Origin of the sequence: uncultured Kocuria sp. (assembly GCF_947500125.1) — a bacterium.
Taxonomy (GTDB): domain Bacteria; phylum Actinomycetota; class Actinomycetes; order Actinomycetales; family Micrococcaceae; genus Kocuria.
Map to the genome: position 1 here is coordinate 1 of NZ_CANMRA010000053.1, position 12,128 is coordinate 12,128.

The following is a 12,128-nucleotide window of genomic DNA, read 5'->3' on the forward strand; positions in this document are numbered from 1 at the left end:
GTGATCCCCGACCCCCTGACCGCCCTCACTGCCTGACCCCTACGAAAGATCGCTACACCACTTCTCGGGGCTTGACCACAGGTAGGTCTCAGAAAACAAATACCCCAGCCTTATCTGCCTCTGGTCAAGTGAGACCTGTACCGGACACCGTGGTCCGGGGCGGGGGCAGGGGGCCCTCTGATGCGGCACAGGGGGGCGATTCGTCATGACAGATTTCCAAGGACGCTCGGCGCGCAGCGCCCCGTGGACAGGGAGCAGCGGCGCACGTGTGCCCGCCCCGCATCGTCCGGGAGAACCTGCAGCCCACGGTTCCAGCGTTCCGGGTACTGGGTCGCGCAGGCGTCGCCTGGTCGGGGTGGACGCCGCCCGCGGGCTGGCCCTGATCGGGATGATCTCGATCCACATCCTGCCGGCCTGGGATCCGGAGACCTTCGAGCCCACCGCGCAGTGGACGGTCTTCGCCGGCCGCTCCGCGGCGCTGTTCGCGCTGTTGGCCGGGGTGGGCCTGGCTTTCAGCACCGGCGGCGGCACCCGGCATACCGGACGGGCGATGACCGCCGATCGCGTGGGGGTGGCGGTGCGCGCGCTGCTCATCGCGGGCCTGGGGCTGGCGATCAACGAGGTGCTGCCGGGCAACACCATCGCCGACGTCCCGGCGGTGAACATCCTGGTCTACTACGGGGCATTTTTCCTGCTGGCGATCCCGTTTTTGTCCCTGTCCGCGAAGATGCTGTTCGCCTGGGCGGGGTTCTTCGCCCTGGCCGGGCCGGTGCTGATGCACCTGTTGCGGGACGTGCTGCCGGCTGTCGAGCGGTACAACCCGACGCTGACCGACCTGGCAGGCAACCCCGGGGCCACGGCCGCCCAGTTGTTGCTGACCGGGACCTTCCCCGCCCTGCCGTATCTGGCCTATCTGCTGGTCGGGCTGGCGATCGGCCGGTTGGATCTGGCCGAGGTCCAGATCCAGGCGGCGATGCTGTCGTTCGGGGTGATACTGGCCGTGACCGCGTGGTTCGCCTCCTGGGCGCTGATTCAGCAGGCCGGTGGCTTCGAGCAGCTCGTGGCCCGCACGCCGGGGCTGGACGAGGAGCTGGTCAACGACATCATCGTGTGGGGCCCCGACCCGGTGCTGCCCACGACCACCGGGTGGTGGCTGGCCGTGGCTGGCCCGTACACCAACACGCCCCTGGCCCTGGGTTTAGGCCTGGGCTGGGCGATGGCAGTACTGGCTCTCTTCCTGCTGCTGGCCCGCGGGGCCGAGAGGTGGCTGCTGCCGCTGAGCGCGATGGGTTCGATGACGCTGACCGTGTACTCCGCCCACCTGCTGGCCCTGGCCGCGGAGGTGCACTACGGCCAGCCGGTGTGGTTCCTGATCCACGTGGGTATGGCCATGGTCTTCGCTCTTTTCTGGCACCAGGCCTTCGGGCAAGGGCCGCTGGAGCGGGTGGTCGCCCGTATCGTGCGCATCGTCCGCCGGCTCGTCCTGGGCAGGCATCGGCAGGCGTGAGCCGGTTTCTCACCTGGCTCTCCTCATGGGCATATGCAGCAGGTGCGCAGACCAAGAGCGAGTCGGTAAGTCTCGTCAAGGGTGACCCGTCTGGGCAGAACCATCTGGAGCGGGCGCCCGGCTGCGGACACAATTCAGGGAACCGTTTCTACCGATGTGGGCGGTGGGGAAAGGTCGGTGCGTCCGGGTTGCTGCTCATCAGGGGCGACTTTCAGGTCCAGCAGCGTGGATCCTTCCAGCAAGGGCAGCACCTTCCTCGCCAGCAGATCCAGGGCCGCGCCGTAGGCGGCGACAGGGGTGTCAGCCTCCAGCTGCAGGCGCAGCGATACACCGGGCGCGCCCGTTCTGCGGGCAACACCGTGATAGGCGCTGAGGGGCGCCGCCACAGCCGCGATGAAGCGCTCGTCCACACGGTGGGTGGCCCTGATCGACGCCTCGACGGCCCACCGGCTCATCGGCTCACCCCCGCCACCCGTGGCCCGGTCCATGGCGATATCGCTCACTGGTCCCCCCACCATGCGTTGCCCTGTTCGAGGAAGACCCTCCATGGGGCCCGGTGATCCCCGTAGCTCCATCGTGGGAGCCAGCTGCGCACTGGGCAAACCCTGGTCAGGGCGGGAGGCGTTTATCGGTCATTGTGACGCCTTCGAGGAGCTCTCCGTGGGCGCTAAGCGCCCCCAGGGCGGCGGTGGTGGGACGGATCATGTGGTGATCACGGTGCCATCATCACTGCCGATCCGCACGACGCGGAACCTGATGTGGTGCACGGCCACCGCAGGCGAAGGCTGGGCAGGTCTTCATGGAATCTTGAGAATCCCGCGACCTGGCCGCCACGTGCCTCCGAGAACCTGGAGGCAGTAAGGTCCCGGGTCCCCGGGACCTAGGACACGGCCGTTAGCCGCACGCTACAAGGGCCCTAACGGGGCCAGCACGATCAGGGGGAGTGATGAGTGGGATGTCGCGGGCGGAAAAAACCGCCCAAGCAAGTCTGGATGAGGCATTGGTGCGACCTACGCGCCGGTTGGTCGGCATCGACGCGGCCCGGGGGTTGGCGCTGATCGGGTTGATGGCCATCCACCTGCTGCCGGCCTATGACGAGGAGACCGGGGGGGCGAGCTGGTCGTGGATCCTGTTTTCGGGGGATTCGGCGGCCTTGTTCGCCCTGCTGGCCGGGGTGGGGCTGGCGTTGACCTCCGGGGGCCGTCACCCGCATCTGGGCAGGGCGATGACCGCCGACCGGGTGGGTCTGGTGGTGCGGGCCGTGCTGATCGCCGTAGTGGGGTTGTGGATCGGGACTTTGATGCCGGAGGACCCGCCGGCGTACAACATCTTGATCTACTACGGGGTGTTCTTCCTCTTGGCCATTCCATTCCTGCATCTGGGTGCGAAGGCGTTGTTCGTCTCGGCGGCGGTCTTCGGGATCCTGGCTCCGGTCCTGATGCAAGGGTTGCGGGATGCATTGCCTGAGTTCGTCTCCTATAACCCCACGTTCACGGATCTGTTCACCGAGCCGGGGGCGACCACGGCTCAGCTGTTGCTGACCGGTAGTTACCCGGCGCTGCCGTACATGGCCTACCTGCTGGTGGGGCTGGGGTTGGGGCGGTTGAACCTGCGCAAGACTGAGGTGCAGATCCGGATGCTGGTCGTGGGAGTGGGATTGACGATCTTCGCTCGAGCTACGTCGTATTTCTTGCTCTATGCCTTCGGTGGCTACGAGGAGCTGCTACACAGTTCTTCGATGAGTGAGCACGATCTGGAGGAAGCCTTGATCTGGGGACCGGATGTGCTGCCGACGACCACGGGGTGGTGGTTGACGATCGTCACTCCGCACACCAACACCCCGTTGGCGATCGCGGCGAGCCTGGGAATGAGCCTGGCGGTGCTGGGTGTGTTCCTGCTGATTGGACAGAAGAGCGGGTCGTGGTTGCTGCCGCTGGCGGCGATGGGCGCGATGACCCTGACTTTGTACACCGCCCACCTGGTGGGGCTGTCCTTCGAGCTCCACTACGACCAGCCTTACCTGTGGTTCGTGATCAATCTGGCCTTGGCGGCCCTGTTCGCGGTGGCCTGGCAACGGGGGCTGGGACAGGGCCCCCTGGAGCGGGTGGTCAGCACCAGCGTTAAGGGCAGTCGCCGGCTGGTGCTGGGCGGATCTCCCGGCGACAGGCGCGGATAACTGCCGTGACACTACTGGAGGCACCCACCGCAGGAGAGCAGACGGTTTCCTGCGGTGGGCGCCTCCGGTAATCATCGAGAGGCCTCTAAGCGCGTCACCGCGGACTCAGGTGGTGGGCCGGTGGCGGGGCAGACGGATCTGGAAGCGGGCGCCTTGCCCGAGCCCGTCGCTGGTGGCCTCCAGGGACCCGCCTTGGGCCTCCACCAGGGCTTTGCTGATGGCCAGGCCCAGGCCCGAGCCCCCGCGGTGGGCTTCTCGGCCGGTGTTGACCCGGTAGAAGCGTTCAAAGACGTGCGGGAGATTCTCAGCGCTGATGCCTTCCCCGGTGTCGGTGACCGTGTACGTGACCGCTTCCGGGGCGTGATCGGTGTGCACGGTGATGGACCCACCGGGCGGGGTGTGGCGCAGGGCGTTCTCCAGCAGGTTGCCCAGCACCTGACCCATCCGCTCCCGATCCAGCAGCACCGGGGTGATGTCCATACCTGTGCTGATGGACGTGATCGAGACCCCCTTGCCGGCAGCGTCGGGTTCGATGGCCGCGACCGCCTGGGCAGCCAGGCGCTGGGGATCCTGGGGAGTGAGCTGGAGGTGGGTCATGCCTTCTTCGGCGGCGGTGAGTTGCCGGATGTCGCGGGCCAACCGCTCTAATCGGGCAATTTGGGTGTAGAGAATCCCGGTGGTGTGCTCGTCGAGTTCGACCACCCCGTCCTCGATGCCCTCGAGGTGGCCTTTGAGGCTGGCCAGCGGGGTGCGCATCTCGTGCGCCAGATCGGCCAGCAGCTGGCGCCGGGTGGTGTCCACCGCGCTGAGCTTGGCGGCCATTTCGTTGAAGGAACCGGCCAGGGAGTCGAACTCCGGGCCCAGTTTCGTGGAGGTGACGCGCACGTCGTAGTTGCCTGAAGCTACCTGGCCGGCGGCTGTGGTGAAGGAGGCCAGGGACTTCCCGATCGTGCGGTGCAGATAGAAGCTGAGCACCCCGGCGATGTAGAGGGCCGGCAGCCCGCCGATGGCCAAGGCGGTGAGGCTCACCGAGCGGAAAGCGTCCTCCAAATGAACCAGCCCGGTGGCCTCATCGGCGTGGCCGGCCTGGATCAGCTCGTGGTAGAACATGGACGGTCCGACCAGCACCGCGGTGAGCACCACGATGATCAGCCCGACCAGCAGCACCGCGGCCTGGGCCAGCATCAACCGCACGGTCAACGGACTCCAGGACCAGGTCTGGGTGGAGGCGGTGGTGCTCATCGTCCGGTGCCCATCCGGTAGCCGATTCCACGAATGGTGTGGATGAACCGCGGATTGGCGGCCTCATCGCCGAGCTTCTTGCGGATCCTCCCGATGTGCACATCCACCAGATGCTCATCCCCGGTCCAGGAGGTGTCCCAGACCGTTTCCACCAGTTGTCGGCGGGAGAGCACTAACTGAGGGCGGGTAGCCAGAGCCGCCAGCAGATCGAACTCGATCCGCGTCAGCCCCACCGGTTCCCCGGCCAGGTAGACCTCACGGGCGGACTCATCCACCACCAGGTCCCCAATCACCAAGCCCGGCCTCTGAGCCTCCCGCCCCGCAGCCGTCTCCACGGTGGGGGTCCGGGCCCGGCGCAGCATGGCCTGGACTCGAGCTACCAGCTCGCGCGGGCTGAAGGGTTTGGTCACATAGTCATCGGCCCCTACCGACAGGCCCACAATTTTGTCGACCTCATCGTCACGGGCGGTGAGCATCAGCACATGGCAGTCCGAGAAAGTCCGCACCTGACGGCACACTTCGATCCCGTCGATGCCGGGCAACCCCAGGTCCAACACCAGCACATCCGGGGAGAACTCCCGCACCGCGGCCACGGCCTGGACCCCGTCGTGACGCACGGCGACCTCCAGCCCGGCTTTGCGCAGATACCCCTCGATCAATTGCGCCAGATCGACTTCGTCGTCGACCACCAGCACCCGCCCGGTCGCAGAGGAGGACATCAGATCCCCTTCATCAGATCAACGCGGGTCTTCCGCGCCGGAGCGCTGGGGTGTGGCTCACTCATCGTGTTCACGGTGCTCATCTTCCCGTACCAATACCCTTCCAGGTTGTCCTCAGACCCAGCGGGTCGCCGGTGCCGTAGAGGCCCCGCTACGGCACCGGGGTCCTCACGATGGGCACGTCTGGACATCTGCAGGAATTCTCCCACCGACGGATGTGTCCACCGCGCACCTTGAACACTGCCCGAGAATCTTCTGCCGCCCACATGGGCACCGCCGCGGGTGACGGTGCCCCCGCGGCTTGAAAGGATCCACTCACGCAGACCGTTTGCAGCGCCGTAGGCGAAGAGAAGCAGGTACACGTCATGGGCACCCAGGCAGGTGCTGCTGGATTGGTGCTCATGGATTGAGCATCGCTCCCGGCGGCGGGCGCTTCGTGGGGGAAGCGCTTCGCTAGGTACCTGACCGGGTGAGCCGATCCCCACCCGAGAGCACGGATTGACCGGCAGGGAAACAAGGAGGGCGCGCCCCTCTGCGAGGAGGGTCGGCGCGCCCTCAGTCGAGGAGCACTCCACCGCGCAGTCTGCGGTGCGTGCAGGGTGGTTGTCCCAACTCCTGATGTTGCCCTTGAGCGGGAGCAATTTCGCTCTGGATCCTTGCCCGATCCATCTTGGGAATACGCCAGGCTTGCCCCTCGATCATACTTCTCGTTCCAGCCGCCAAGCCAGGCATGTCCCCTCACCACTGGGCCAAGTGATGGTGCCCAGCACAGCCACCGCGGGGCCATCGCAAGGCCAGCATGCCGCGCTCCTGCAGTGAGTCACCGGGGCAGGTGTCAGCCGCCCCACCAAGGTAGTGAAAGACCGGGTGCGCGGAACCTGTCTGGCCGACCAGGAACCGCACACCCGGAGACTGTGTCGGTGCGGAATCAGCGCACGCGGATGTAGGTGGGTCCGGAACCCACGTTGACGCTGTCGACGACGGTGCTGCCGCCGTTCCAGCCGCCGTGGACGGCCTTGCCGCCACCGATGTACACGCCGATGTGGGCCGTGCCCATGCCGCCGTCGGCGTAGTAGACGAGGTCGCCGGGCTGCGCCTGGGCGGCGGAGACCTGCGTGCCGAGCGTGAAGTAATCAGCCGGCCAACCCCGGAAGGTGATGCCGGCGGCCCGCAGGGCGTTGTTCACCGCTGCGGTGCAGTCCTGTCCTACCCCGAGCTGGCCCATGGCCGCGGAAGCAATGGTGGCCCCCTTGCCGGAGGCGGAGCTCTGCGGGGCGACGGTGCGCTCGACCGCCGGCGCCGAGGCGGCAACCGGGGCCGGGGTGGGCTTCGGCGCCGAGGCGGCAACCGGGGCCGGGGTGGGCTTCGGCGCCGGGGCGGCAACCGGGGCCGGGATCGGCTTCGGGGTCTCGACGACGGGGGCGGTCTGAACCACCGGGGCGGGTGCCGGGGTGACGACGGGCTTCGGCGCAGGGGCGGCCTGGGCCGCGGGAGCCGCCTGGGCCACGGCGGGAGCTGCCTGGACCACAGAGGCCGCCTGCACGGCCGGCTGCGGGGCGACCACGGGCTTCGGGGCTTCGGCCTTGGGCTCCGCCTTCGCGGACTTCTGCTCGGTCTTGGTCACGTGGGCGACGGGCTCGAGGGACACGGTGGGAGCCGCGGCGGGAGTTGCTGCGGCGACGGCCGACAGCGGGGCGTCGGTAGCGGCGCCCTCCTGGGCCGGGGCGGCCTGCACGGAGACGGTGGTGGCCAGGGCCATGCCCGAGAAGGCCGCGACGGCGGCCACGGTGCGGGCCTTGCCGGTGAGCAGGGCGCCGATGCCGTTGGAGGAGTTCACGTCACGAGTCATGGGGGATTCAGGAGGCTTTCTGGAGGGCCGGGCAGATCTGCCGGAACGGTGCGGTGACAGTACGGATCACCCCGGGCAGGGGCGCGAGGTGTCACGGTGTTCCGGCAGTGCGGCGATCCGGATCAGGAGTACCGCGCACGGCGGATGAGTGGAGGAGAGGTGCGGTGTCCGTAAGGGACGAAAAGCTCGTGCGGAGAGGCTGGTCTCTCATGCGCAGCAGACGGAGTGCCCAGGGCCCTCCGCGACGACTGCGGTCGTTGCGGAGGGCGAGCCGGGTCAGCGGTAGGTGTAGTAGCCGTCCACCGGCATGGCGTCCACGGAGTGGACGAAGGTGCCCTGGGTGGGGTTGAGTGCCGAAATTATCTTGCCACCACCGATGTAGATCCCAATGTGCCCGCCGCCACGCATGGAGACCAGGTCCCCGGGCTGGGGGTTGGCGGTCGGGGTGGCTGCGGCGATCTGCTGGTAGCTGGTGCGGGGGATGTCAATGCCGTTCTGGGCGTAGACCCACTGGGTGAACCCGGAGCAGTCCCAGGCGCCGAAGGCAGTGCCACCCCAGACGTAGCCGGTGCCCTCGCCCTGCATGGCAGTGGCCACCAGGCCGGCGGAGGAGGAAACGGTCCCAAGGGGGGTGATGTCCGCGGACTGGCTCGACAGGCTCGCGGTGGTGGCGGTCTGCTCGGGCGCCGAGGCCTGGGACGCCGGGGTGGCCACGGGCTGGGCAGCGGCCGGAGCCTGGTAGGTATTGGCGGCGAAGTTGGCCGCCGAAGAAGCGACGGGCGCCCACGAGGTGGTGCTGGAGGCTACGGGGATCTCGGCGTAGGCCTGGGCCGGGGCGATGGAACCGATGAGTGCGGCACCGGCGGCGGCGGCGATCGTGGTGTTGCGCACCGCACTCGAGGTGGTCTCGGCGCGGTGGCGGGCAGCGTTGTGCTTGAAAAGCGACATGGGTGAGTTCCTCCCTTTGCCTACGAGGTGAGCTGTCGGATGCGGGTGGGAGACACCCGGCCGCCCCGGACGCATGCGTCCTGGGCGACTTAACCCCAAGGCCCCGGATCACCGGGACCGAAAATGGTTCCCCCGCTTCTGCCAAGCGATTTCTCTTCAGGAACCTCGGGCACCGGCAGAATTCGGCGATGTGCACGAGGGCGCCGACCGGATCGATCATCGGCACGCAGTGGACAGTAGCGCATCCATAACGAAAGTGTCACTTTTAGGTCACGGCCTGGATTCTTTCCTCGGTCGGGGCTGAGAAGCCGGGCTCCCGGGCCCGGGAAGGCGCGTTCGGGAAGAGTTGGGTTCGTCGCCCAGCTGAGCTCGTCACGCAGCTATTGGCGAATCAGGACCGGTCTGACTGGGCAAAATGGCATCATGGTGGCGATTTCGCTGGACACAGGCGACGACGGCAAGAGGCCTAGGGCTACGCATGACTTCCAGTGTTGCTGGGGAAAGCACCAAGGTGCCGTGAGGAAATTTTCGAGGTGGCTCACAGTTTGGGAAGGTGTCGGGGCGCTTTTTCGAGATGCACGGCGGGATTTCTTCACGAAATCTCTATATTCGGCCTACTTCGCCGAGGTGGGACCAGGCGCTGGGATGCCGCTGCACGCCACTGAGGTGTCCATCTTCATCAAATCTTCAAGATCCAGGGGCACGTCACACAGTAACGGCAGTCTACTGTCGGTTATGTGGCGGGCTGGCTCCGGCCGGTTCGTCTCCTGTTGAACCGACGAAGGAGCAAGCCATGACCCATCACGTGAGTTCGATGCTGGAGACCTACCCGAAGGACCTGGGAGACATTGACCAGCAGAAGTTGGCGGAGTGCATCGAGGCCTGTTTCGAGTGCGCTCAGACCTGTACCGCCTGCGCGGATGCCTGCCTGGCTGAGGACATGGTCGCGCAGTTGACTTCCTGCATCCGCAAGAACCTGGACTGCGCCGACATCTGCGCGACCACCGGCAACGTGCTTTCCCGTCAGACCGGCAACAACGCCGAGGTCACTCGGGCTGTCCTGGAGGCGTGCCGGGCCGCCTGCAAGGTCTGCGGCGACGAGTGCGAGCAGCACGCAGAGATGCATGAGCACTGCCGCGTGTGCGCCGAGGCGTGCCGCCGGTGCGAGCAGGCTTGCGCGGACCTGATCTCCTCCCTGGGCTGAGACGGGCCGAGCACTGACCTGACGCAGGAAAGGAAGAGGATGGGCGTGGAAGAACAGAGCGTGATCTCGGGCAAGCGGCGCCTCGGGCGGCGTGCTCCTGTCGCGGCCGCGTCGGCCGTTCTGGCTCTCGGGGCGGTGGCCGGCACAGGGGTGGCGACGGCGGCCCCGGCCTTCGCCGATGCCCCGGCCGGCAACGAGCAGACCGCCAGCTTCGAGGTGGAGTTCCTGAAGAGCATGATCGACCACCATTACATGGCGGTCGTGATGGCTCAGGAGTGCGTGGACAAGGCCGTGCATCCGGAGCTGGCCGCGATGTGCGAGGACATCATCACGGTCCAGAACCAGGAGATCGAGCAGATGCAGACCTGGCTGCAGGAGTGGTACGGGATCACCTATGAGCCCCAGCTGTCCACCGGTGACATGGCCTCGGTGCAACGGCTGGACCAGTTCACCGGTGCGGAGTACGAGATCCGGTTCATGCAGTCGATGATCCGCCACCACTGGGCGGCGGTCCGGGAGGCCGAGACCTGCCTGGACCGCGCCGAGCACCAGGACCTGCTGCAGCTGTGCCAGAACATCAAAACGGTCCAGCTGAGCGAGATCGAGCAGATGCAGACCTGGCTCGAGGAGTGGTACGACCGCCAGGGCGGCCGCCCCGCTTCCACCGCCTGATCGACCCGCTGACCGGCCGATGTCCATCTACGCCATCCGCCGGTAAAAGATGGGGCCTGCCCCGCGTGCACGAGCTGCACGAGGGCAGGTTCCGTCTTCCCCCCATACCACCTACTACCGCCTGGCGTTCATTTCACCGCGGTGCACTCATGGTCCCGGTGCCAGAACGTCCGCCATCCGCCGAGCCGATATCGATGGACCGGCTCATCGCCCGAGAGGGAACCTGCCATGCACCACATTTCATTAGGCCGCCGCACAGCGGCCGCCGCCTCCGCGGCCGCCGTGGCCACTGCGTTGCTGGGCGGAGCCGCTGCGCCGGCATCCGCCCACTGGGAGGCCGCCCCGGTGTCCTCCCACAGTCAGACGGAGATGCTCCAGCCGGGCCCGACGTCACCGACCGCCTACGAGTTCGGTGAGACCCTGGCCGGGCTGGAGGGCGAGGAACTGGAGATCACGTTCCTGGCCGAGATCATTCCGCACCACCGGGCCGCGATCGAGATGGCTCAGCTGGAGCTCGAGCGCGGGACCAGCCCGGACATCCGCACCCACGCGGAGAACATCATCGCCAATCAGCAGCACCAGATCGACCAGTTCACCCGGTGGCTCGATGAGTGGTACGGGCTGACCCCGGCCGAGGCCATGGCCCAGGCCCCGGCAGAAGCCCAGGAGGAGATGAAGATCCTGGAGGAGGAGACCCAGATGATGATCGAGGAGCTGTCGGCCGTTGAGGCCGGTGAGGACTTCGATGTCGCTTTCGTGCAGAAGATGATTCCACACCACAACAGCGGGATCATCGAGTTCCTGGAGCCGCAGTCGCGTGCCGTGCACCCGCAGCTGCGCGTGGCGGCCACCTCGGGGATCACCACCCAGCAGGCCCAGGTCGCGGACTTCCGCACCTGGCTCGCCGGCCGCGCCTGATCACCGAGCTGAAACGGCGCGATCGGTGGGGCCGCCCGTTAGGGTGGCCCCCACCGGTCAACGACAGACTTCCATGTTCCGACCGCGCGAAAGGGGAGACCGTCGTGTACTCCGGGATCGTGGCCATGGCCCTGGTGGCGCTGTCGGTCGTCGTTCTCCTCTACGCGCTGCACCGCACAGCCGTGATCACGGCCGACCCGCTGACGGTTCTGCCCGCTCAGTCCGGGTGGATGCCGCAGGAGCACGCGCTGTCCCGGTTTCACGCCCGCTGGTACCTCGCCTCGATCGTGTTCCTGGCCTTCGACGTCGAGATGCTCTTCATGTATCCGTGGGCGGTGGTCGTGATCGAGAAGGGGATCTCCGCGGTGGTGGAGATGTTCCTGTTCCTGGGGGCCCTGCTCGTCGCCGTGGTTTGGGCCTGGCGTGAGGGAGCCTTCCGATGGGCCTGAGCGGTGCTCTCGCCCGGCTCGCGGTCCGGGCCGCCCAGGTCCTCGTCGTCGAGGTCCCCGGGCACTGGGCTACCCGCATGGAGCTCGAGCACCAGGCGCTCCGCCGCGGGTGGCGGCCGGCCTGGACACCAGCGGACGCGGACGTCCTGGCGGTGTGCGGTGCCCCTGGCCCCGAGCTCTCGGAGCTCGTGGACCGGATCTGGGAGCAGATGCCCGGCCCCCGAGTCCGCGCCGACATCACCTCGCCCGCAGCCGTGGGACCCGCCCTCGACGACGCCGCAGCCCTCCTTCTCGATACCACCCATCACCGGAAGGACGCCCAGGAGCGCGCGCAGGAGCCCGAGATTCCCGAGGACGCGGATCATGGGGGCCACGGCGAGATGGGCCACGGCGAGATGGGCCACGGCGAGATGGGCCACGGCGAGATGGGCCACGGCGAGATGG

11 protein-coding genes, 1 pseudogene and 1 riboswitch are annotated in these 12,128 nt (G+C 67.4%); of the genes and pseudogenes, 7 read left to right on the forward strand and 5 right to left on the reverse strand.

All coding sequences use genetic code 11. The features are described 5' to 3' along the window. Positions 1–355 precede the first annotated feature (355 nt). Positions 356–1,507 (forward strand): heparan-alpha-glucosaminide N-acetyltransferase domain-containing protein, encoded by a 1,152-nt coding sequence (locus tag Q0817_RS19155; protein ID WP_298591818.1) that lies wholly within the window; start codon positions 356–358, stop codon positions 1,505–1,507. A gap of 134 nt (positions 1,508–1,641) precedes the next feature. Here the strand turns inward: Q0817_RS19155 and Q0817_RS19160 are convergent, their stop codons facing one another. Beyond that, complete coding sequence (locus Q0817_RS19160; protein WP_298591820.1) at positions 1,642–2,010, reverse strand: hypothetical protein; 369 nt, start codon at positions 2,008–2,010, stop codon at positions 1,642–1,644. Positions 2,011–2,453: 443 nt separating this feature from the next. On the opposite strand from Q0817_RS19160, the gene Q0817_RS19165 reads away from it, so the two are divergent. Further along, on the forward strand, positions 2,454–3,683 hold the full coding sequence (locus Q0817_RS19165) for a heparan-alpha-glucosaminide N-acetyltransferase domain-containing protein (protein ID WP_298591823.1): 1,230 nt from the start codon (positions 2,454–2,456) through the stop codon (positions 3,681–3,683). A 105-nt stretch (positions 3,684–3,788) separates the two neighbouring features. Here the strand turns inward: Q0817_RS19165 and Q0817_RS19170 are convergent, their stop codons facing one another. From Q0817_RS19170 to Q0817_RS19185, 4 genes are all read right to left on the reverse strand, one after another. Then, on the reverse strand, positions 3,789–4,925 hold the full coding sequence (locus tag Q0817_RS19170; protein WP_298591826.1) for a cell wall metabolism sensor histidine kinase WalK: 1,137 nt from the start codon (positions 4,923–4,925) through the stop codon (positions 3,789–3,791). Further along, positions 4,922–5,644 (reverse strand): response regulator transcription factor, encoded by a 723-nt coding sequence (locus tag Q0817_RS19175; protein ID WP_298591829.1) that lies wholly within the window; start codon positions 5,642–5,644, stop codon positions 4,922–4,924. Before Q0817_RS19175 ends, Q0817_RS19170 begins: the two co-directional genes overlap by 4 nt. 928 nt (positions 5,645–6,572) lie before the next feature. Continuing rightward, the gene (locus Q0817_RS19180; RefSeq protein ID WP_298591831.1) at positions 6,573–7,493 is read right to left on the reverse strand and encodes a C40 family peptidase; all 921 of its coding nucleotides are present in this window, start codon (positions 7,491–7,493) and stop codon (positions 6,573–6,575) included. A gap of 276 nt (positions 7,494–7,769) precedes the next feature. After that, positions 7,770–8,441, reverse strand: a complete 672-nt coding sequence (locus tag Q0817_RS19185; protein WP_298591833.1) for a C40 family peptidase — start codon at positions 8,439–8,441, stop codon at positions 7,770–7,772. Positions 8,442–8,446: 5 nt separating this feature from the next. Continuing rightward, positions 8,447–8,639, reverse strand: a riboswitch (cyclic di-AMP (ydaO/yuaA leader). Between the two features lie 595 nt (positions 8,640–9,234). Here Q0817_RS19185 and Q0817_RS19190 point away from each other — a divergent pair. From Q0817_RS19190 to Q0817_RS19210, 5 genes and pseudogenes are all read left to right on the forward strand, one after another. Then, positions 9,235–9,645: a four-helix bundle copper-binding protein gene (locus Q0817_RS19190; RefSeq protein WP_298591835.1), complete on the forward strand. Its 411-nt coding sequence runs from the start codon at positions 9,235–9,237 to the stop codon at positions 9,643–9,645. Between the two features lie 45 nt (positions 9,646–9,690). Continuing rightward, complete coding sequence (locus Q0817_RS19195; protein WP_298591837.1) at positions 9,691–10,317, forward strand: DUF305 domain-containing protein; 627 nt, start codon at positions 9,691–9,693, stop codon at positions 10,315–10,317. Positions 10,318–10,662: 345 nt separating this feature from the next. Next, a complete protein-coding gene (locus tag Q0817_RS19200) occupies positions 10,663–11,235 on the forward strand; it encodes a DUF305 domain-containing protein (protein ID WP_298591839.1) in 573 nt (190 codons plus the stop codon). 104 nt (positions 11,236–11,339) lie between these two features. Next, complete coding sequence (locus Q0817_RS19205; RefSeq protein ID WP_298591842.1) at positions 11,340–11,684, forward strand: NADH-quinone oxidoreductase subunit A; 345 nt, start codon at positions 11,340–11,342, stop codon at positions 11,682–11,684. Continuing rightward, positions 11,675–12,128, forward strand: a pseudogene (locus tag Q0817_RS19210) (hypothetical protein); the annotation flags it as partial. The gene Q0817_RS19205 and the pseudogene Q0817_RS19210, both read left to right, overlap by 10 nt.

Coding starts and splice junctions, on each gene's coding strand:
- Q0817_RS19165 (WP_298591823.1), top strand. CDS start 2,454: ATGAGTGGGATGTCGCGGGCGGAAAAAACCGCCCAAGCAAGTCTGGAT.
- Q0817_RS19170 (WP_298591826.1), bottom strand. CDS start 4,925: ATGAGCACCACCGCCTCCACCCAGACCTGGTCCTGGAGTCCGTTGACC.
- Q0817_RS19175 (WP_298591829.1), bottom strand. CDS start 5,644: ATGTCCTCCTCTGCGACCGGGCGGGTGCTGGTGGTCGACGACGAAGTC.
- Q0817_RS19180 (WP_298591831.1), bottom strand. CDS start 7,493: ATGACTCGTGACGTGAACTCCTCCAACGGCATCGGCGCCCTGCTCACC.
- Q0817_RS19185 (WP_298591833.1), bottom strand. CDS start 8,441: ATGTCGCTTTTCAAGCACAACGCTGCCCGCCACCGCGCCGAGACCACC.
- Q0817_RS19190 (WP_298591835.1), top strand. CDS start 9,235: ATGACCCATCACGTGAGTTCGATGCTGGAGACCTACCCGAAGGACCTG.